General features: G+C 50.7%; 19 protein-coding genes. 6 read left to right on the forward strand and 13 right to left on the reverse strand.

The features are described 5' to 3' along the window. Positions 1 to 81: 81 nt before the first annotated feature. The 8 genes from VB081_RS10885 to VB081_RS10920 all read right to left on the reverse strand — a co-directional run bounded on the left by VB081_RS10885 (position 82) and on the right by VB081_RS10920 (position 9,919). The gene (locus VB081_RS10885) at positions 82 to 1,650 is read right to left on the reverse strand and encodes a zinc ribbon domain-containing protein (RefSeq protein ID WP_323400838.1); all 1,569 of its coding nucleotides are present in this window, start codon (positions 1,648 to 1,650) and stop codon (positions 82 to 84) included. Then, positions 1,651 to 2,823: a SpoIIE family protein phosphatase gene (locus VB081_RS10890; protein ID WP_323400839.1), complete on the reverse strand. Its 1,173-nt coding sequence runs from the start codon at positions 2,821 to 2,823 to the stop codon at positions 1,651 to 1,653. It abuts the gene before it with no gap. Beyond that, the gene (locus VB081_RS10895; protein ID WP_323400840.1) at positions 2,807 to 4,525 is read right to left on the reverse strand and encodes a [Fe-Fe] hydrogenase large subunit C-terminal domain-containing protein; all 1,719 of its coding nucleotides are present in this window, start codon (positions 4,523 to 4,525) and stop codon (positions 2,807 to 2,809) included. The genes VB081_RS10890 and VB081_RS10895 overlap by 17 nt, the downstream gene beginning before the upstream one ends. 2 nt (positions 4,526 to 4,527) lie before the next feature. Beyond that, positions 4,528 to 4,770: a (2Fe-2S) ferredoxin domain-containing protein gene (locus VB081_RS10900; RefSeq protein WP_323400841.1), complete on the reverse strand. Its 243-nt coding sequence runs from the start codon at positions 4,768 to 4,770 to the stop codon at positions 4,528 to 4,530. Beyond that, positions 4,767 to 6,488 (reverse strand): [FeFe] hydrogenase, group A, encoded by a 1,722-nt coding sequence (locus VB081_RS10905; RefSeq protein ID WP_323400842.1) that lies wholly within the window; start codon positions 6,486 to 6,488, stop codon positions 4,767 to 4,769. Before VB081_RS10905 ends, VB081_RS10900 begins: the two co-directional genes overlap by 4 nt. Before the next feature lie 12 nt (positions 6,489 to 6,500). Then, a complete protein-coding gene (locus VB081_RS10910) occupies positions 6,501 to 8,375 on the reverse strand; it encodes an NADH-quinone oxidoreductase subunit NuoF (protein WP_323400843.1) in 1,875 nt (624 codons plus the stop codon). 26 nt (positions 8,376 to 8,401) lie between these two features. Then, a complete protein-coding gene (locus VB081_RS10915) occupies positions 8,402 to 8,851 on the reverse strand; it encodes an NAD(P)H-dependent oxidoreductase subunit E (RefSeq protein WP_323400856.1) in 450 nt (149 codons plus the stop codon). Positions 8,852 to 9,166: 315 nt separating this feature from the next. Beyond that, positions 9,167 to 9,919 (reverse strand): DeoR/GlpR family DNA-binding transcription regulator, encoded by a 753-nt coding sequence (locus VB081_RS10920; protein WP_323400844.1) that lies wholly within the window; start codon positions 9,917 to 9,919, stop codon positions 9,167 to 9,169. Positions 9,920 to 10,273: 354 nt separating this feature from the next. Here VB081_RS10920 and VB081_RS10925 point away from each other — a divergent pair, with 354 nt between their 5' ends. After that, positions 10,274 to 11,755 (forward strand): radical SAM protein, encoded by a 1,482-nt coding sequence (locus tag VB081_RS10925; RefSeq protein WP_323400845.1) that lies wholly within the window; start codon positions 10,274 to 10,276, stop codon positions 11,753 to 11,755. A 59-nt stretch (positions 11,756 to 11,814) separates the two neighbouring features. Here VB081_RS10925 and VB081_RS10930 read toward each other — a convergent pair whose 3' ends face one another. After that, a complete protein-coding gene (locus VB081_RS10930) occupies positions 11,815 to 12,324 on the reverse strand; it encodes a GNAT family N-acetyltransferase (protein WP_323400846.1) in 510 nt (169 codons plus the stop codon). A gap of 15 nt (positions 12,325 to 12,339) precedes the next feature. Next, positions 12,340 to 13,452 carry an MGDG synthase family glycosyltransferase gene (locus VB081_RS10935; RefSeq protein ID WP_323400847.1) on the reverse strand — a complete coding sequence of 371 codons (1,113 nt, stop codon included), beginning with the start codon at positions 13,450 to 13,452 and terminating at the stop codon, positions 12,340 to 12,342. A gap of 213 nt (positions 13,453 to 13,665) precedes the next feature. Between VB081_RS10935 and VB081_RS10940 the strand changes: the two genes are divergently transcribed. Together VB081_RS10940 and VB081_RS10945 are read left to right on the forward strand one after the other, a co-directional pair. Then, positions 13,666 to 14,736 (forward strand): undecaprenyldiphospho-muramoylpentapeptide beta-N-acetylglucosaminyltransferase, encoded by a 1,071-nt coding sequence (locus VB081_RS10940; protein WP_323400848.1) that lies wholly within the window; start codon positions 13,666 to 13,668, stop codon positions 14,734 to 14,736. Continuing rightward, entirely contained in the window at positions 14,733 to 16,211 is a 1,479-nt protein-coding gene (locus tag VB081_RS10945; RefSeq protein ID WP_323400849.1) for a methyltransferase, read from the forward strand. The genes VB081_RS10940 and VB081_RS10945 overlap by 4 nt, the downstream gene beginning before the upstream one ends. A 53-nt stretch (positions 16,212 to 16,264) precedes the next feature. Here VB081_RS10945 and VB081_RS10950 read toward each other — a convergent pair whose 3' ends face one another. From VB081_RS10950 to VB081_RS10960, 3 genes are all read right to left on the reverse strand, one after another. Beyond that, positions 16,265 to 16,468 carry a hypothetical protein gene (locus VB081_RS10950; RefSeq protein WP_323400850.1) on the reverse strand — a complete coding sequence of 68 codons (204 nt, stop codon included), beginning with the start codon at positions 16,466 to 16,468 and terminating at the stop codon, positions 16,265 to 16,267. An 88-nt stretch (positions 16,469 to 16,556) separates the two neighbouring features. Further along, the gene (gene bioB / locus VB081_RS10955; protein ID WP_323400851.1) at positions 16,557 to 17,537 is read right to left on the reverse strand and encodes a biotin synthase BioB; all 981 of its coding nucleotides are present in this window, start codon (positions 17,535 to 17,537) and stop codon (positions 16,557 to 16,559) included. Then, positions 17,537 to 18,106 (reverse strand): biotin transporter BioY, encoded by a 570-nt coding sequence (locus tag VB081_RS10960; RefSeq protein ID WP_323400852.1) that lies wholly within the window; start codon positions 18,104 to 18,106, stop codon positions 17,537 to 17,539. The genes bioB and VB081_RS10960 overlap by 1 nt, the downstream gene beginning before the upstream one ends. 170 nt (positions 18,107 to 18,276) lie before the next feature. On the opposite strand from VB081_RS10960, the gene VB081_RS10965 reads away from it, so the two are divergent. The 3 genes from VB081_RS10965 to VB081_RS10975 form a co-directional block, all read left to right on the forward strand. After that, positions 18,277 to 18,474, forward strand: a complete 198-nt coding sequence (locus tag VB081_RS10965) for a type II toxin-antitoxin system HicA family toxin (protein ID WP_323400853.1) — start codon at positions 18,277 to 18,279, stop codon at positions 18,472 to 18,474. Further along, positions 18,474 to 18,791, forward strand: a complete 318-nt coding sequence (locus tag VB081_RS10970; protein WP_323400854.1) for a type II toxin-antitoxin system HicB family antitoxin — start codon at positions 18,474 to 18,476, stop codon at positions 18,789 to 18,791. Before VB081_RS10965 ends, VB081_RS10970 begins: the two co-directional genes overlap by 1 nt. Continuing rightward, on the forward strand, positions 18,788 to 19,780 hold a 993-nt coding region (locus VB081_RS10975), incomplete at its 3' end, for a vWA domain-containing protein (RefSeq protein WP_323400855.1). The genes VB081_RS10970 and VB081_RS10975, both read left to right, overlap by 4 nt.

Below are 19,780 nucleotides of genomic sequence, written 5' to 3' on the forward strand. Positions count from 1 at the left end.
TCGGCGGATATCCACCCAAAAAACGTCCGAAGACAGTTTCCCAGCGTGACGGCGCGGCAGCAAAATGCGCCGTATATTGTTTTATTTTACATCCACGATCGCAATCTCTTCTTTCGGATTCGTGATGCCAATAAACTTTTTATAATAGCTGATCTTTTTCGCACCCGCGCGGACGGGCACATTGCCGTTTGTCCTCCACTTTTCCGCCAATTGCCCGACGTAGTCGTAAAAGCCGTCGATCGCTTCGCGCTTATAATCGGCTTCGTAACGGATGTCGAGTATCTCGTTTCGAAAAACAATACGTCCGCGCGCTACCCTCGCCTCAAAGGGCAGCAGGCTGTCGCCGTACTTTTGCAGTCTACGCGCCGTGTTTGCCGCGCCTATGCGCTCTAACTCCCCTGCGTAGCCGCATTTGACACACAAAAACTTATCATCCAAAAAACGATTTTTGAGCGTATTGACCCCGCAGCGCGGGCAGGTATAGAAAAGTCCGCGCGGACTGACCGTGACAGGCTTCGCAAGGCCTTTCAGCTCTGCCTTATAGGCAACCATCGCCATCAGCTTATTGAACTGCCCTGCCGTCAGGCAAGCAATGCACCCGTCCCTTGAAAGCTGGTCACCCATCTGTCCGAGGTGATAGCTGACGATCTTGCTTTTATACTTCTGCGCCGCTAGGACGATCTGTTTTGCGGCGATATGGAAATCGTTCTTTGCAGGCATACCGGGCATATCCGCCGTTTGTTCTGCCACGAGCCCGCCTTCCTTGTCTACCACCGCATAGCGCACCCCGTGCGCAAGGCTGCGCGTGATACCGAGGAACGTTTCTTCCGGCTGTTCTTCTGCTGCGGGAACGGCAACGTTCACAAGCAAATAATACTGTCCGTTCTTTTCCTTAAGCCGTGCTGTCTTAAACACCGATGGATCGTTAAGGCCTTGCTTCAGTAGCTTCTGCTGTTGCTTTCCAAAGGAAAGCGGCAGTACCAGGTAGCGTTCGCGTTTGTTGTCCTCTGCGAGACATCCGCCGTCCTGCAGTACATAACGAAGCTGCGTATTGCCGCGGGACAGTCCCCCCCGCCGTCCTTCGTCCTTGACGTTCATCAGGTAAAGCTTGGCATAGAACCTGTCTTTTTTTTCATCATACAACAGGCAATAGTCCCTATTTTGTGCATAACGTCCAAACAGGATCGGCTTTTTCATGTGCAGGCCGTCGTATAGCTTACTGAGCTGCCTGCTTAAGTCGCGTCTGCTGCGTTCACCCTCGCCATAGCTTAGCAGTAATTCGTCAAACGCGTGATCGAATGCTTTTCCCTCACGGATCAGGCGCGGATAACGTGCGTTTTTCTGCGACCGTTTGAGAGCGATCCATGCGATCATCGTCATGGCATAATCAAGCTTTAAGGAATCCTTAAACGGCTGTACGCCAAATTCGTTCAGCGCGTCCATCAACTCTTTGGATAACAGTGCGGTAATGCGGCGCGAGAGAAAACTCCCGCCGCTGCGCATCTCGTCTACGATGTTCGGGATATTGTCCTTGGTATGCCGCAGCAGGTATTCCAATGCGTCGTTATATTGACGGATCGCGCGATCCATGATCCTCTTTTTTTCCACAGTCGGTTTATGTATCTGTAATGCGATCGTTTTGATTACCATTCAGCAGTACTCGATTTCTACGTCTTTTCCCATGGCGCGCATAGTATGCGCGATGTCTTTTACGAGGCGCAGCTTCAGGTTTAAGTCTATGGGCAGATCAGGATTCTGATGGGCAGGATTTAACGCACGCCCTACGATGAAATGTACGCGCGTGCAATCTTCCAGTAAAATCTTTGCCAGGCGCGACGCACCGTCGTTTTTATACAGGTTGAAGATATCGTCCATCGCGCTTGCGGACGACATATATTTCTGCATGATCTCCATCGTCTTTGCCAGTGTGACCACACCCTCCGTCACAAGGTCGATCCCTTCTATCAGGCCGACAGGGGGAACGTCCGGGTCTTTGTAGTCGATCTTGACCTTTAAATCCCTGCCTGAAACACGGCTGACGATCTGCGACGTGGTACCGCCGCATACGACCTTGAAGCCGTCTACGTTAAGCAGTCTGCCAACGATCTCCTCGTCGCGCGTGCCATCGACGGGCGGTCCTACCATGATATGCGCGGGGCGCGATTTGCGTATTTTCGTGGTAACGAACGTTGTGTCGTCGCCCGGTTTTTCGTCGTATAATGAATCGCACGCCGACAAAAGGAGCTTTGTCATCGCACGGGCAGGCATTTCCTTCCCGTATGCGCGGCACGCGTATTCCACAATATTGTCGCGCTGCCAGCCGAAATTCAACAGCTGTCCCACGCCGGCATGTACCGCTCCATCCGAAAAGGCAATGCACATATCGCCTTCCTTCATCTCAAAGTGGCTTTCAAGTATCTTTTTGTCGCCGATCTCGATCTCTTTCTTTTCGATCGCGACTTCCTTTCCATTCCGTACGAGGATCACCTGCGGGTTATCGAACTCGACAAGGTGCGCCTGCCCCTGCTTATTGACACGCAGGATCGTGAAGGTACAATAAGCAAGCCCGCGCACATTGCACACAGGGAGCGTAGACGCCATCGTTTCCACCGTCTCATAGATGTCTGCGCCGTCCGCGAGCATGGTCGCCGCGATCTTTGACGTGAGCGTAGAGAGAATGTTCGCCTTGACCCCGCTCCCGAGGCCGTCGGCAAGCACGATGGTGACAACGTCGCCCTTGCGTACGATTTCTACCTTATCGCCGCACAGCTCTTCGCCATACTTAAAAAGGCTGTCGTTACTCGTCTCAATAAATACGCTCATCTTCGGACTCCTGAATATATTTCTTTAAGTTTGTAAGCGCAACCTTCGTTTCCGCCGTCGTTTCACCGAGCAGGCTTGCGATCTCCTGTGCCACACGCATCTGCTTGTCGATGACCTTTTGCGTGACTTCTACAGTCTCTGCGCGCATTTCGTTCATCTTCTGCTGCTGGTGTTCGTCCTCTGTAATATCTTTGATAAGAAGCAGATACATCGAGTTATCTTTAATGAAAATCGTAGTCTGTTCCACCGTGATATCGAGGTCTTTGTAATACACCTTACGGTCGAAGATGTTTTCCCCTGTGTCCCTGACCTCGTCGATGTCGTCGCAGTCAATGATCATTGAGATCGGTTTGCCAACGTAATTTTTTTCGTTCAGGCGGAAAAGCTCTGCCGCCGAACTATTGTATTCCATCAAATTGAAATCACCGTCTAAGATCACGATCGCGTTGGGAGTATTGTCCAATACAACGTTGGAAATGCTCTCCGCTTTTTCGCGCATGAACGGCAGGCACATCCGCATATCCGCTTTACCCTGCAGCACAGCGACCGCCTTGTCGCGGCATGTTGAATAGCCGCAGCCGCCGCAATTGAGGATTTTGTCGTCGCTCGTTTTGCCCATACGCAAAAAGACCTGCTGTATCTCCGCTTCCGTCGGTTCGTGACGCTTGGGCACACGGTTTTCGTACTGCCAAGAGAAATCGAGCCGCGTATCTTCCGAGACCGGCGCCTGTTTTGCCGTACGGTTTTTGACATAGTTGAGCGTGTTATCCTTGGAAAGAAGGTAGGACGGGCTGCATTCCTTAAGTCCCGGCCCGCCGAGGCAGCTGCCCGGACAGGCGTTCATCTCGAGGAAATAGTCCGTGATCTTTCCGTCTTTTAGCGAATCCAGAATTTCTACACAGCGGTCGATGCCATCGATACCCACGCACTTATAATTTGCGCGCGCCTGCTTGTCGAGCGTACGGATAATGCCGCCGGGTATGGGATACAGGCGGTTGATCGTGGCTTTCATTTCGCGCACGTCGCCGTCCTCCTGCTCTAAATCGATCCCTTCCTCTTTGAGCCAGTTCATCACCTCGTCAAAGAGCAGCACTGCGTCGATCGCTCCACCGCCTTTTGCTTCGCCCGCTTCATGCATTTTGGAAATGCACGGGCCGATGAAAACCGTTTTGATGCGGCTGCCATACACTTCCTTCATCATCTTGCCGTGTGCCGTCATGGGGGCGGCAACAGGCGCTAGGTACTTGATGAGCTCCGGATAGTATTTTTCCACCAACAAAACGAGAGTTGGACAGCAGGTGGTGATGATGTTTGCCATCTTATGCTCGCGCATCAGTCCTTCAAAGCTGTGACTTACCTGTGCGGCGCCGATGGACGTTTCCTCTACGCCGGCAAAGCCCAGCTTTTTGAGGGCGGCGGAAATCTTTGGGAACGTCGCGTCTTTGTAACAGCTTGCAAAGGATGGCGCAACAGACACATACACCTTTTCGCCATTTTTGATATATCCCTTTACCGTGTCCAAATTGGAGTTGATGGATTTTGCATTCTGGGGACACGCAAGAAAGCAGTGTCCGCACAGGATGCACTCTTTTTCGGTGATCTCCGCCTGCTCGTTTTTGAAGGCAATGGATTTCACCTGACAGCTCCGAATGCATTTATAACAGTTTTTACAATTCGCTTCTTTGAATTGAATGATACTCATGGTCACACCTTCGCAAGAACCTGATTTTTGAAGAAATCGCCGACGTTTTCCGAGTTGACGGAAAAAACCTCCTCGTCGACCTGCACAGACACCGCGTCCGTGCAGTGACCGAGGCAAAATACGCCGGTAAGTTCTACCTCGTCGCCCAGCTTGTGTTCCTCGATCATCTCCTGCAGCTCGCTCACCACGTTGTAGCTCCCCTTCAGGTGGCACGCGCTTCCGATGCACACGCTAATCGTCATCATTTTTCTATATCCTCCCCTTTTATATAATCCACATGCAAAAGCTCATGGACTTTATTCTTTAGTATACCGCTGTAAAGCGACATCATGACCGGATTTTCTTCCGAACGCTTGACCTGGCAGAGCTTGTCTGCATCGTACAAGCCTTTTGAGCGTTCTTCCTTACCCTCTTGACGCGCAAACGGCTGTCCTGCTCCGGCGATACATCCGCCCGGACACGCCATGACTTCCACGAAGTCGTATTGCGCTTCTCCGTCTTTTATTTTCTGGATCAGCCGTTCCGCGTTCGCAAGGCCGTTTACGACTGCGATCTTCACGCGCTTATCCTCGCCGAACGGGATGTTTGCCTCTTTTGTTCCATCCAGCCCACGCACGCCTGTATAGGCGATATTGTGCAGCATATTGTTGCTTTTGTCGTCCACCACACGACGGATGACCGCCTCTGCCACGCCGCCCGTCACACCGAAGATAACGCCCGCGCCGGATGTGATGCCAAATGGCATATCCGCAGCTTCCGGCTCGATATCCTCAAACACGATGCCCGCCTGCTTTAGGATGCTGGCAAATTCCTGCGTGGTGATTACGCCGTCCGTATCCCTTCCGCCATCCTCATGGATGAACTCCGGACGAACCTGCTCATCCTTCTTCGCCGTACAGGGCATGATGGCGAAGACGACGGTTTCTAAGCCGTCCACCTCTTTGACCTGCTCAAAATGCTCCTTGATGACCGCTGAGAAAATCTGCATGGGCGATTTGCAAGTGGACACCTGCCCGATCAGCTCGGGATGCGTATTCTCCGCGTATTTTACCCACGCTGGGCAGCAGGATGTGAACAGCGGCAGCTTGCCGCCTTCCTTATACTTTTTCAAAAACTCCTTGGATTCTTCCATGACCGTGAGGTCTGCACCCATCGTCGTATCGTATACCTCATCAACGCCCATCTTGCGGAGCGCACCTACGATCTTGCCAGCGACGTTTGTACCCTGCGGCAAACCGAACTCGTCGCCCAGCGCCACGCGTACTGCCGGCGCAAACTGTACGACCACGCGCTTGGTATCGTCGTACAATGCATCCCAGAATTTCTGGGTGCAGTTGCGAATAACGATCGCACCGGTCGGACATACAGACGCGCACTGTCCGCAGTTGACGCAGTTTGTTTCGCTTAGGGGTTTGCCCCATGCCGTCGAAACCGTCATGTTGGAGCCGCGGTGCGCAAAATCGATCGCGCCCACGTTCTGTATCTCTGAGCACATGCGTACACAATCGCCGCACAGGATGCACTTGGATTCGTCACGGATGATGGACAGCGCCGAATCGTCTATTTTTGCTTCTTTTTTGGTGTTCTCAAACCGCACGCTGTCGATACCGAACCGCAGCGCCAGCTCCTGCAAACGGCATTTTCCGTTTTTGGGGCATGTCGTACAGTCGCGGCAATGGCTTGCAAGCAGCAGCTCCAAAATCATCTTACGGTGACGAAACAGCTGTGGCGTGTTTGTTTTAATCTTCATTTTGTCACGCGGGGGTGTGGAGCACGAAGCGATGACGCCGCCCCATTCGTCTTCCACCACGCACATACGGCACGCGCCGTAAATGGACAGGTCTGAATAGTAACAGAACGTGGGCAGCTCTATGCCCGCTTTGCGGATGACCGCCAGAATATTCTGCTCGTCGTTGTAGTTGACGATCTGTCCGTCTATTATCATATGCTTTTTATCAGTCATAATAATCCTCCGTTAAAACTGCTCAATGACAGCGCCAAAATTACATGCGTCTACACATGCGCCGCATTTGATACACTTGCCTTGATCGATCACATAAGGATTCTTGATCTCTCCTGTGATCGCCCCAACCGGGCACTGGCGTGCGCACTTGCTGCACCCCTTGCACTGCTCTGCCACAATAACAAATTGCTTCATCGCCTGACAGTTTTTGGCCGGACACTTCTTGTCAACCACATGCGCCAGATATTCATCCTCAAAATACTTGAGCGTGCTGATAACCGGGAACGCCGCCGTCTTGCCAAGCCCGCACAGCGCGGTCTTTGTGATGGTGTCCGCCAGCTCGCGCAGCATATCGAGGTCTTCTTTCTCACCTTTGCCCGCGACAATACGCTCTAAAATCTCCAGCATACGCAACGTACCTTCGCGGCATGGCACGCATTTTCCGCATGATTCGTTTTGCGTAAAATTCATGAAGAAGCGCGCCACTTCGACCATGCACGTATCCTCGTCCATTACGACGAGGCCGCCCGAGCCGATCATTGCGCCTACCTTTTTGAGCGAGTCAAAATCCAGCGGCAAATCGAGGTGTTCCTGCGTTAAGCAGCCGCCCGACGGCCCGCAGATCTGCACTGCTTTGAATTCTTTGCCGTCTTTTACGCCGCCGCCGATATCAAAGATGATCTCTCTGAGCGTCGTGCCCATCGGTACTTCGATGAGGCCTGTATTATTTACATTACCCGTCAGCGCAAACGCCTTGGTTCCCGGGCTGTTTTCCGTACCCCTCTCGCGGTACCAGTCCGAGCCATTTAAAATGATCATCGGGATGTTGGCGTATGTTTCCACGTTGGAAAGCACAGTCGGCTTGCCAAACAAGCCCTGCTCCACCGTGCGGGGGGGCTTGACGCGCGGCATCCCGCGGTTTCCTTCGATGGAAGCCGTAAGTGCGCTGCCCTCGCCGCATACGAACGCGCCCGCGCCCTGATTGATCTTTAAATCGAACGCAAAGCCGCTGCCTAAGATGTTATCGCCGAGAAGCCCTTCTTTGCGCGCCGCATCGATTGCCGTCTGCAATCTTTTTACTGCCAGCGGATATTCCGCTCGCACATAGATATAGCCTTCGTGAGCGCCCGTTGCGATGCCCGCGATCATCATACCTTCGATCATACGGTGCGCATCGCCCTCCATGATGCTCCTGTCCATGAACGCGCCAGGGTCTCCCTCGTCGCCGTTACATACGACATACTTGACCGGTTCTTTTTGCCGCGCGACCTGCTGCAGCTTGCGCCCCGTGGGGAACCCTCCGCCGCCGCGCCCGCGAAGACCACAGTCCAGTATCTCTTGCACGATCGCTTCCGGCTGCATATCGAAAAGCACTTTTGCAACGGCCTCATAACCGCCGCGCGCCACATATTCCATCAATGATTCCGTATCAGTATGCCCACAATTAGAGAGCACCGTCCGCGTCTGTTTACTGTAAAACGGGATATCTTCCTGTGCGGCATACGACTTGCCTTCCCGCGTGAACAGCAGGCGCTCGACCGGCTCGCTGCCCACAAGACTTTTTTCGAGTATCTCTTCACAGTCCTCCGGCTTTACCTTGACGTACAGCCAGCCGTTTGGCTCGATGCGCAGCAGCGGCCCCATTTCACAAAAGCCGTGACAGCCGCTTTTTTTGAAGGCGATCTCCTCGTGTGGCTCTGCCTTTAGTTCCACCGATACCGGCAGCCCTTTTTGCTCCGCGAGTTCTTTTAAGCGGTCGTATATTTCCATCGATCCACCCGCTACACAGCCCGTACCCGCGCATACGAGTATTTTTTTGTACTGTGCGTCGAGCGATTCTTTATATTGCTCTTTCGTTTGTTTGAGTTCTGTTATATTTTGTATCATACCGTTATATTCTCCCCCAAAGCGGTTTATTTCAGCGTATCCAGCAGCGCGCACGCAGATTCGGGCGTCATGGCCGGATAGACCTTGTCATTGACCGTCAGCACAGGCGCAAGCCCGCACGCGCCGAGGCACGAGACCGTCTCTACCGTGTAAAGCATGTCCTCCGTCGTTCTCTTCTTGTCGCTCAGATGCAATTTTTTGCGGAGTGCGTCCAGAATCGGTATGGACTTACGCACGTGGCACGCCGTACCGTCGCAGATCTTGATGACATATTTGCCTTTGGGTTCCAGTGAGAAATTCTCATAAAAGGTGGCGATAGAATATACCTTTGCCTCGCCCACGTTAAGCTTGCCCGCTACATATGAGAGCGCTTCTTTGGGCAGATAGCGGTATTCCTTCTGAATGTCCTGCAGAATTGGGATGATCTCCGAGCTTTTGGTGTGCTCTGTAAGGATCACATCGAGCTTTTGCTTCATTTCAAGATCCACGTTTTGACTCCTCCTGTTTTTACGCAGTTCATGCGAAATATTGTTAAATAATTAACATACTAGTTTATTGTATATTATTTCACAAAACTTAGCAATATAAGATATGGTTTTTTTTGAAAAAGTTTTATGAACAGGTTTGGGGAAATGAAAAAGAGCCGGTTCCGTATACAAATACGAAACCGGCTCTTTTATTTGTTTTGATTTTTACAATAGTACCTTACCACACCCACGCCGGACAATGTGAATTGACGCGTAGCGACGAGAGAAAGCCCCCTGGGGGGCATTGCAGGACATCCGCCTATGCTACACGATCTCCACGCCTGTACTGTTCACCACGCGCAGTGCGTCTTTATCAAGCGATTCATCTGATACTAGCACGTCAATATCTTCCATATTGGCAAACGTAAACGGCAGTACCTTGTCCATTTTGTTGCTGCCCATCAATATAATGACCCTGCGTGCGCGCCCGATCACTTCTTTTTTGCTCTCGCCTTCCGTATATGTCCCGGTCGTAAAACCGTTCTCGATCGAAAAGCCGCTCGCCGCAATGAACGCGGTATCGATATTCACTTCCTGTATGAAGCGCGTACAATTCGTACCTGAGACCGAAACCGTGTTGCGGTTTACCTGTCCGCCGATCAGCGTGACGCTCAGCTTTTGCTTTTTGATGAGTTCAAGCGCAATGTTGACCCCTGAGGTAAGTACGGAAAGGTATTCGTCGGGCATCTCTTTTACGAACTGCATCATCGTAGAGCCTGCATCGATATAGATGGAACGCCCGGGCTCTATGAACGCGACCGCCTTTTTCGCGATCAGGCATTTTTCTCCCACACATTCTGACGCGCGCTGTGAAAAAACATTTTCCGCTTCCAGCGAAAGCGTGTGCAAAGCGACCGCACCGCCGTGCGTCCGCCGAAGCAAACCTTCTTCCTCCAAAAACTTAAGATCGCGCCGCAAGGTGATCCCCGAGCAATCGGGAAACTGCGTTTCCAGTTCTTTTAAGGTGATCTCACCACGCTCTTTTAATATTTCTTTGATCTCTTCGCGTCTTTTCATTACCGACCGGCCCGCCTTTTATTCTTTCATTATATGAAATTATTATACCATTTCTATCACTTTAATGTAACTTTTCAAGACAAATTCCTATTATTTCCAAAAAATTTTTAAATTTTTTATATTTGAACATTTTCCTAACAAATTCGACAAATGCGTCAATATCGCATCTTTTAAATGAACGCACGTTCAAAGAAACTCCCTTCCTGCTTCTAAAGCCCATTAAAAGGCCTTTTTCGCCTTGACTTTTTCATGTCCAGATCGTATCATGTACATTAAATGAACTGCGTTCATATAAGATTTTTTGGAGATATGTCGCAATAATGCACATAGGATTTATTTGGAGGTTTTGTTATTATGGCTATGAAAAATTCGATCAAAAGTGCAGGTGCCAACGTTGCCTTCTCCGCAGCGTTCAAGTATCTGGAAAAGGACCCGGTGAAGAATCTTCCCAAACTTCTGAAATGGGCGGATAACTTTACAAAGGGCAACCGCTGGAATAGTTCCGTAAAGAATTTCCAGCAGTGGTGGGAAGAACAGACATGGCAGGGCGTGCTGATGAAGCGCGTGCTGACAGACGTCAACACAAACTATCTGAAAAGGTTCATTTTGAACTTCTTCCTGAATTCCGGCGTTAAGGGTATGCCCATCGCACAGGAAAAAGGGAAAGAAATGGGCGTTCAGGTTCCGTGGGCGATCCTCATGGATCCGACTTCTGCTTGCAACTTAAAATGTATCGGTTGCTGGGCTGCCGAATATGGCAAACACTACAACCTGACCTATGAAAAGATGGATGAAATCATCGAACAGGGCAAGGAACTCGGTATCTATGTATACCTGTTCTCCGGCGGCGAGCCGCTTGTTCGCAAAAAAGACCTGATTCGTCTTGCGGAAAAACATTCGGACTGCGCATTCGGCGCGTTCACGAACGCTACCCTCATCGACGAAGACTTTGTGCAGGATCTGCTGCGCGTCGGCAACTTTACTTTCATGATCTCTGTTGAAGGTACGAAGGAAGAAACGGACGCACGCCGTGGCGAAGGCACATATGACAAGGTCATGGCTGCTATGAAGCTGTTAAAAGACGCGGGGATCCCGTTTGGTTATTCCGGCTGCTACCACAGCAAGAATTATAAGACCATCAGCAGCGACGAATGGAACGACCAGATGATCGAAGCCGGCTGCCTGTTCGGTTGGCTGTTCACCTACATGCCCATCGGCAAGGATGCGGTTATGGATCTGTGTGTAACGCCTGAACAGCGGGCGCATATGTACAAACGAGTACGCGAAATGCGCGAATATAAGCCGATCTTTATCCTTGATTTCTGGAACGACGGTGAGTATGTCGGCGGATGTATCGCAGGCGGAAGACGTTACTTCCACATCAACTCCAACGGAGACTGTGAACCGTGCGCGTTCATCCATTATGCGACGCACAACATCAACGAATGTACACTTGAAGAAGCGCTCGGCAGCCCGCTTTTCCGTAAATACCAGGAAGGTCAGCCGTTCTCGGATAACCTCTTGCGTCCGTGTCCGTTGCTCGACAATCCGGACGGACTCAGAAAAGCTGTCAACGAATCCGGCGCACATCCGACGCAGGACTTAGACCTTGAGGGCGTTGACGTACTGACGGCAAAGACAGACACGATCGCTGCAAACTGGAAAGTCAAAGCGGACGAGATCTGGAGCTGCGGCCACTATCCGTTCAACGGCGTGATCAACCACGCAATGGACAAGCGCGTGGACACCACGAACGGCCAGGGTGCTGCCGGATGCGGCAACTGTGGACACGTGGAATGCAACAGGGAGACAGAAAAACCTGCGCATATCGACTAAGAAAAACAAAGTAAAAGAGCATCCCTGCGGATGCTCTTTTTTGTACTTGCTTTTTTATTTTATATTCCAAATTCTTTTGCATAAATCACGCTGCCGCCGATGGGCTTCGCGTCGTCCTGCAGCTTGATCGCCATAAAATTAGCAGACGGTATAGCGTCCGGAACTTCAATGCCAAACCGCTCTGCCGGAAGATATCCTAGCCTCGGATAATAGGTCTCGCTGCCCAAAACCAGCGAATACGCATACCCCAACCGTTCCGCAACCTTGTGTCCTTCTTTGATCAACGTACTGCCTACGCCCTGCTTTTGGAATTCCGGCAGTACAGAAAGCGGCGCGAGAACCAACACAGTATCGCCTCCAACCTTGCCCTCCGTAAACAGAATGTGGCCGACGATCATTTCATCCTCCTCCGCAACCAGTGAAAGCCCGGGCACAAATGCTTGTGACTTTCGCAGTGCCGCGACCAAATCAGGTTCGCTCCCGTCACTATGCTCCGCCGTTTCAAACGCCTCTTTTATCAAGCTATACACCGTATCATAATCCGTGCTCGTTTCCTTTCTGATTATCATATGGCGCTCCTTCCTTCATACCAGTTTTTCAATAAATTTTGCCAGCATATTTGCGCTGTTCTTTTTGCCCCACTTCTTTTGGGCACGCTTCATCTCGTCTATCTTCACCTGATTGAGGCGCATCTGCTTGAGCACCATACTGAGCGGCTGATATTCGTTTGCATGTACCGCAAGCGAGTTGTTGAGCAAAAAAGCGATGTTCATATTCTCTACGCCCGGCATGGGTTTTGTGAGGATCATCGGTTTTTCCTTGGCGATCGTCTCTGAGGTCGAAAGCCCACCCGGCTTTGTGATCACAACGTCGGCCGCGTCGATGTATTCGTCCATATTGTCTACAAACCCCAAAATATGCACCCGATTTTTGAATTCCATTGCCAGCAGTTTGTTTTTCAATCGCGTGTTTGTGCCGCAGACCGTAACGATCTGCGTCTCCTCTACCGTATCGATATCCTGCAGCACGGGCACAAGCCCCGAAAAGCCCATACCGCCAGACGCCATCAATACCGTGAACATGTCAGGATCGAGCCCCAGCTTTTCCCGCGCTTCTTTTTGCGGGATGGAACGCGTGAATTTGGGTGCGATAGGAATGCCTGTAGGCAGTATTTTGTTTTCGGCAATGCCCCGATCGGTAAACTCCGGGATCATCAGCTCGTTGGCCGCGACAAAATAATCCATAGCCGTATACTCCCAGAACGGGTGCAGCGAATAGTCCGTCACGATACCGATACTTTTGATATTGGGATCGATCAGGCCCGCTTCCTTTAAAGAAGTGATCAAAATCGCCGTCATGACGATGGAGCACACCACCACGTCGGGCTTTGTCTCTTCAATATATTTTTGCATCTTGCTTTTGGTGAGATTGGCAAACGCCCACGGAAAGTTCATTTTCATGTCCGCACGTCCGCTTGCTTTTTCTGCTGCCTTGTAGATGTTTTCGTTGAGCTTGGGCACAAAGCGTCCCATTGCGGTATAACCTTTGTCAAAACCGAGTCCGATCGGCTTTGCGAGGAATTTATAAGTATCCAATATCTCGCAGGTATGCCCTTTTTCTTCCATACATGCGCGCAGCGCTTTACTCGTCGAGTTGTGACCCTGCCCGACTGTCATACTTAAAATCAATACCTTCATAACAAAACCTCATTATATTGCGTTTTTTAACAAATTTAATATAACATAGATACCCAGTTCGTTCAACGCTCTAACTATGAAACCTTTCTTAAGATTACGCTATTCAACCTGCTATTGCGGCTGGCAGCTTGTTGTGCTATTATAGAAGTTGGCGTTTTTGCTTTATCCATGCACCTTTGCGGATGATGCACGCCAGCGGAGAGGTAAATTTTTATGGAAAACAAACAAAAGAAGATCGTGCTTACAGGCGGCGGTTCGGCCGGCCATGTTACGCCCAACCTAGCGCTTGTACCGGAGCTTCTTCAGCATGGTATCGACGTACATTATATCGGTACGGACGATGGGATCGAAAAAACACTTGTTCATGATATCCCCTTCCACGCGATCAGCGCCGGAAAAATGCGCCGTTATGCGAGTGTCAAAAATATAACCGACATTTTTAAGATATTCAAAGGAACAAAGGAATCCAAACGGATACTGAAAGGCTTAAAGCCTGACCTTGTGTTTGCCAAGGGTGGTTTTGTATCTGTTCCTGTGGTGTGGGCAGCTTCAAAGCTGAAAATTCCTGTTATCCTGCACGAGAGCGATTATACGCCCGGGCTGGCGAACAGGCTGTGTATCAAAAAAGCGCAAAAGATATGCCTGTCGTTTGATACGGCGGACGCGCGCAGCGAGCGAAGCATCCTGACCGGCTCTCCTATTCGCAAGGACATTCTTGACGGAGACCGCGCTGCCGGACTTGCAAGCCTTTCGTTTAGCGGAGACAAACCGGTGTTATTAATAATGGGTGGTTCCCTCGGAGCCCAGGCCATCAACGACGCAGTAGATGCAGCACTAGATACGCTTACACAGCGCTACGACATCGTCCATCTGCGCGGAAAAGGCAAGCTCAATCCCGGGCTTGAAGGCAGTGATAGCTATAGGCAGTATGAATATATGGAAGACGGTCTCCCCGACGTGTTTGCGGCGGCGGATATTGCACTTTCGCGTTCGGGCGCAAATGCGATCTTTGAGTTTCTTGCCCTGAAGCTGCCTGCTTTGCTTGTGCCGCTTCCGCTTTCTGCAAGCCGCGGCGACCAGATCCTCAACGCAGGATACTTTGAAAAGCGCGGATATGCGCATGTTTTGGAACAGGAAAACTTAAACGCACTGGCGCTTGTCCAAGCGCTCGATGCGCTGTGGGAACAAAAGGATGAGATGGTTTCGGTCATGGGCAATAGTAAAGAAGCCGACGGGACCTCCAACGTATTGAACGTCATTTTTGAAAACATAGGAGTACAATGAAAGTAGCTGAAATCAAGGAATTTGTAGAAAATTATAACGATCTTCCTGCCGCAGAGCGCAAGGAAGGCGTCATTGAGCTGATCCGCGACGGTGATCTCCAGCGTGTGTATGCGCTTGCAAAGAGTGGCACTGCGCGTGCCGCGCTGCGTATTTTAGCGGATATCGGCGAACGGGCGAAAGACGTTGTGGCGGCAAACATCGACGGACTGCTAAAGCTGCTGCGTGCAGACGACGCCAAGGTGCGTATGCTTGCGGCGCAGGTCATCGGCAATACGTGTGCCGCGGATTATTTGGACGAACTGATCGAGGCTATGATGCACGAACAGACCGTCTTTGCGCTGCCCTCTTACCTGCTTGCCATCGGGCGCGCAAAAAACGACCGTGCCAAACGGTTTTTGGAATCTTACCAATTACGCAGTGACATTGAAAAACACCGCGACGAGGAAAATGCGGCGCTCAACAAGGCGCTTGCTAATTTTGTGATGCGCACCAAGGCGCGCGTACGCGTGCTGCCCACGGATGTGGTCGTGCTTGCGTCTCCAAACTTAAACGTTACCTATTCCCTGTGCACGGAGGCCGGTCTTAAGCCACGCAAATTCGGCAAATATATTGCAGTCACCTCCCTCGTGGATTTTTACGATATTTATAAGATGCGTGCTTACACGGACGCATACATCTATCTCGGTTCCTCGCCTGTCAGCGAGTTGCCTGCATTCTTGAAGCAGCGTGAAGCGGCTGTCATGCAGCGTACAGGCGTTACCGGTTATCGCCTTGAAGTGCGCAGTGTGGCGCATGAGGTGCGCATCGACATCATCAAAAAATGCGTGTCTGCTATGGAGCAGCTTATCAATACACCGTCTTCGTATTCGGTGGAAATACTCATTGAAATCGACGGAGATACCGCGCAGGTGTTCTTGAACCCCTTGACGGACAACCGTTTTGATTACCGCAAAAAGGCCATCGCGGCAAGCATCAGTCCGGGCGTGGCGGCAAGCGTATGCGCTTATGCGAGCGAATTTTTCAATCCTGACGCACGCGTGCTCGATAACTTCTGTGGCAGCGGCACCATGCTTTACGAACGAGGATTTTATCCGCATCATTCCTTAACGGGCGCGGACATCAACATGACGGCTATCGAGGCAGCTAAGGAAAACAGCCGGTATGCGCATGTGCATCCGCAGTTCCATTACATCGACGCGCTGAAATTCACGGCGAAAAAATATGACGAAATTCTTGTCAATATGCCGTTTGGCCTGCGTGTAGGCACACACACGCAGAACGAACGTCTCTATAAAGCATATTTCCGCATTTTACCGGAAATCCTGACGGACAAGGGAATCGCGGTGCTGTATACGCACGAGAAAAATCTGCTTGAGGGACTTATAAAAAGCACGGGAGCTTTTGAAGTGCTAAAGCGCGCGACGTTTGATGCGGGCGGGCTGTATCCGGCCGTATATGTACTGAAGAAGAAATAAAAAAAACAATCAAAAAAGGACAGGCAATATACCTGTCCTTTTATTATATGCTCTTATTTGTTTTCGGGGTTTCCCTTCGTCATCTTGTTGTGCTGGTCAAAAAGGCCGATGACGCAGAAGAAAATACCAATCGCGCACAAGAAACCCTGCGCAAAATCGATAAAACTATTTTGCATTACGATGACCTGCCCCAAAATAATATTGATGGCGATCGCTAAAATCCCTACAATCAGATACAGATTCGGACGCAACTTCATTTCCGTGCCGCCTTTTCCCAGTTAGTATGTTCATTATATCACCACAAATTTTAACTTACAACCGACTTTCTTGACTTTTTATACAAATTTAACATTTATTTTTCATGAATCCGACCGTGAATCCACAGGATGTGATCATTTCCATATCGCTTTCATAGGAAAACCCCGCTGTGGTGAGCATATCTCCGGTGATCGCGGCATTTACGCCCGCACCCAGCATAGCCCTGCCGGCGTTTTCCATACGTGCGCGCCCTCCTGCAAGGCGGATCGCCGTATCAGGCAGCAGAAAGCGAAAGACCGCCGCCGTTTTCATGATCTCCTGCTGCGGCAGCGCTGGCGCGTTTGCGAACGGCGTACCCTCTAGCGGAGTTAATATATTGAGCGGCACGGAGCGCACGCCCAAGCGGCGCAGCTCGAGCGCCATATCGATGCGTTCGGCCATTTCTTCGCCCATACCGATGATACCTCCGCTGCAAATACCCAGCTCCGCATTTTGCGCGCGGCGTATCGTTTTCAGCTTGTCGTCATAGGAATGCGTGGTGCAGATATTTTTGAAAAATTCGCGCGAGGTTTCCAAATTGTTGTGGTAACGCTCTACCCCCGCCTCTTTTAGCATAACAAACGCCTGCTCGTCAAGCAGGCCGTGCGATGCACACAGGCGAAGCTGCGGACACGCTCTTTTGATTGCGCGATAGATACCGCACAGAGCTTTGATCTCGTCATGCGTTAGCTTTTTACCGGAGGTCACGATGGAAAAACGCCCTACACCTGCATCATAGCTTTTACGTGCGGCAGCAACGATCTCCTCTTTGCACAGTAATTCGTAAAACTCGACATCTGTTTTATAGTGCGCGGACTGTGCGCAATATTTACAGTCCTCCGGACATTTTCCGCTCTTGCCGTTGATGATAGAGCATAGATCAAACGTATCGCCACAGCGCTCTTTGCGTATCTGGTCTGCAGCTACGCACAGGCTTTGTACATCCTCTTGCGCAAGCATAAGCGCCTCTTTCCTTGTGATCTCTTGACCATGCAATGCTTTTTGTGTCATGTCTATCAGAAAATCCATCAGACAGCCTCTTTTCTGAGCACGGGGATCAGTCGCTTAGCAAGCCATGACGCAAGCAAGCAGCGCAGAACGTCCGCAGGCAGTACCATAATGATACATGACCAGATCGCCGCCCAGATACCGATGGGCGTTTCCATCACGAAATTCATGATAAAATAGAAATATATCACACCAATCAGGTAGACGGGAATCATAGCGATCATGCCCGATAAAAACAAGTTGCCTATCGTCAGTTTTTTAAGTTTTCGTACGCGCAGACCCGCAACGAACGCGCAGAGCGCAAAACCGATCAAAAACCCAAAAGTCGGCTTTAGCACATACATCACACCACCGCCCTCTGTGAAGATGGGCAGCCCCACAAGCCCGAGCGCAATATATACCAGCATGGATATGCTGCCGTATTTCGGCCCCAATAAAAAACCTGCCAATAATACAAAGAAGCCTTGGAATGTAATCGGTACGTAAGGGATTGGAATACGAATGAATGCGCCAATGGCAATGAGTGCGGCAAACAATGCGCACAGGATAATATCCCTCGTCGCCGTTCGCTTTTTAGGTATTGTTTCCATTGCTTAATTCTCCTCTTTTGCTTAAGAATACAAAATTCAGTATAACATAGCACATTTTAATTGTAAACCCAATTTAAAAATAATGTTTACAATCTCTGATTTATACGTAAACATACATCGTTTCGTCAACATTTACAATTTTGAAAAATATGATATACTGGGAGCATATTATGAAAACAAGCGAACTCACCAGAATACTTTTGAAAAACGGTATCACACTGAAACGCGAGGGCGGACGGCACGACCTTTATTACAGCCCGCTGACGCGTAATACGTTTCCCGTGTCCCGCCACCGCACCGAAGAGCTGCCCGCGGGTACTCTGGCAGCGATCCTTAAGCAGGCGGGCCTGAAACAGGAGGTGTCCTGATGGCAACCTATCAATATCCGGCTATATTAAAACAAGAAAACGACGGACTTTATTCTGTCTGTTTTCCCGACATCGAGAGCTGTGTCTCTTGCGGCGGGACGCTTGAGATGGCGCTTGAGATGGCGGAGGACGCGCTCAGTCTTACCTTATATGATATGGAGCAGGAAGGCGTACCGCTTCCCCTGCCCACTCCCATAGAAAACGTCTCCTGCGACGGTTCTTGTATGCGCATCGTTTCTATTTGTGCGGATACTGACGAATACGAGCGGCAATATTGCCGTTGCAAGGACACGTACAAAGGAGGAAATGAAGGATGAAGAAATTTACATTTATAGTAGGGATCGCATTGGCGTTATCCCTTTTGGCGGCATGCGCAATGCCTGCTCCTATGCGCAATGCGCCAGCGGCAACGGAATATGCCGCCGCGCCTGCGGAAAACTATGTGGACGGAGCTATGCCTCTGGAACCCGATACGGAGTGGAATACAGAAGAATACAGCGCGGAGGAAGAAAACCGCTTTAAATCGACTACCGCAAGTCCGCTTTCTACCTTTGCGGCAGACGTAGACACAGCTTCTTATGCCAACATTCGGCGGAAGATATTGGCGGGTGAAGTGCCTGAACCAGATTCGGTGCGCATCGAGGAAATGCTCAATTACTTCTCGTACGACTACCCCGCCCCCGCTGTGGGAGAGCCGTTTTCCGTCACGACTGAAATGACGGACTGCCCGTGGAACAGCGCGAATAAACTATTGCTGATCGGATTGCAGGCAGACGACATCGACGCGCAGGCGCTGCCTGCTTCTAACCTCGTATTTTTACTCGACGTTTCCGGCTCGATGGACGACGCGAACAAGCTACCCCTTATGAAGCGGGCGTTCCTGCTTCTGGCGGCACAGCTGCGCCCCGAGGATCGCGTTTCCATCGTGACGTACGCCTCAGACGACAGGGTCGTCCTTGAGGGTGTGGACGGCACGCGCAGAACAAAAGTCATGAGCGCGATCGAAAACCTGACCGCGGGTGGCAGTACTGCCGGGTCTAAAGGTATTGAAACGGCATACGAGCTTGCAGAGAGATATTTTATCAGCGGTGGAAACAACCGCGTGATCCTCGGTACGGACGGCGACCTAAATATCGGCGTCACGAGCGAAGGCGATTTGAAACGTCTGATAGAAAACAAGCGCGACAGTGGTATCTCCCTTTCTGTGATGGGGTTTGGCGACGGCAATTTGAAGGACAACAAGTTAGAGACGCTTGCCGACAACGGAAACGGCAACTATTCGTATATCGACGATGTGAGCGAGGCG

It is taken from the genome of Christensenella sp. (assembly GCF_034927525.1).
Lineage (GTDB): Bacteria > Bacillota > Clostridia > Christensenellales > Christensenellaceae > Christensenella.

Bases quoted from the DNA above. Each gene is read 5' to 3' on its own strand.
- VB081_RS10885 (WP_323400838.1), bottom strand. From the start codon at position 1,650: ATGGTAATCAAAACGATCGCATTACAGATACATAAACCGACTGTGGAA.
- VB081_RS10890 (WP_323400839.1), bottom strand. From the start codon at position 2,823: ATGAGCGTATTTATTGAGACGAGTAACGACAGCCTTTTTAAGTATGGC.
- VB081_RS10895 (WP_323400840.1), bottom strand. From the start codon at position 4,525: ATGAGTATCATTCAATTCAAAGAAGCGAATTGTAAAAACTGTTATAAA.
- VB081_RS10900 (WP_323400841.1), bottom strand. From the start codon at position 4,770: ATGATGACGATTAGCGTGTGCATCGGAAGCGCGTGCCACCTGAAGGGG.
- VB081_RS10905 (WP_323400842.1), bottom strand. From the start codon at position 6,488: ATGACTGATAAAAAGCATATGATAATAGACGGACAGATCGTCAACTAC.
- VB081_RS10910 (WP_323400843.1), bottom strand. From the start codon at position 8,375: ATGATACAAAATATAACAGAACTCAAACAAACGAAAGAGCAATATAAA.
- VB081_RS10915 (WP_323400856.1), bottom strand. From the start codon at position 8,851: ATGAAGCAAAAGCTCGATGTGATCCTTACAGAGCACACCAAAAGCTCG.
- VB081_RS10920 (WP_323400844.1), bottom strand. From the start codon at position 9,919: ATGAAAAGACGCGAAGAGATCAAAGAAATATTAAAAGAGCGTGGTGAG.
- VB081_RS10925 (WP_323400845.1), top strand. From the start codon at position 10,274: ATGGCTATGAAAAATTCGATCAAAAGTGCAGGTGCCAACGTTGCCTTC.
- VB081_RS10930 (WP_323400846.1), bottom strand. From the start codon at position 12,324: ATGATAATCAGAAAGGAAACGAGCACGGATTATGATACGGTGTATAGC.
- VB081_RS10935 (WP_323400847.1), bottom strand. From the start codon at position 13,452: ATGAAGGTATTGATTTTAAGTATGACAGTCGGGCAGGGTCACAACTCG.
- VB081_RS10940 (WP_323400848.1), top strand. From the start codon at position 13,666: ATGGAAAACAAACAAAAGAAGATCGTGCTTACAGGCGGCGGTTCGGCC.
- VB081_RS10945 (WP_323400849.1), top strand. From the start codon at position 14,733: ATGAAAGTAGCTGAAATCAAGGAATTTGTAGAAAATTATAACGATCTT.
- VB081_RS10950 (WP_323400850.1), bottom strand. From the start codon at position 16,468: ATGAAGTTGCGTCCGAATCTGTATCTGATTGTAGGGATTTTAGCGATC.
- bioB (WP_323400851.1), bottom strand. From the start codon at position 17,537: ATGGATTTTCTGATAGACATGACACAAAAAGCATTGCATGGTCAAGAG.
- VB081_RS10960 (WP_323400852.1), bottom strand. From the start codon at position 18,106: ATGGAAACAATACCTAAAAAGCGAACGGCGACGAGGGATATTATCCTG.
- VB081_RS10965 (WP_323400853.1), top strand. From the start codon at position 18,277: ATGAAAACAAGCGAACTCACCAGAATACTTTTGAAAAACGGTATCACA.
- VB081_RS10970 (WP_323400854.1), top strand. From the start codon at position 18,474: ATGGCAACCTATCAATATCCGGCTATATTAAAACAAGAAAACGACGGA.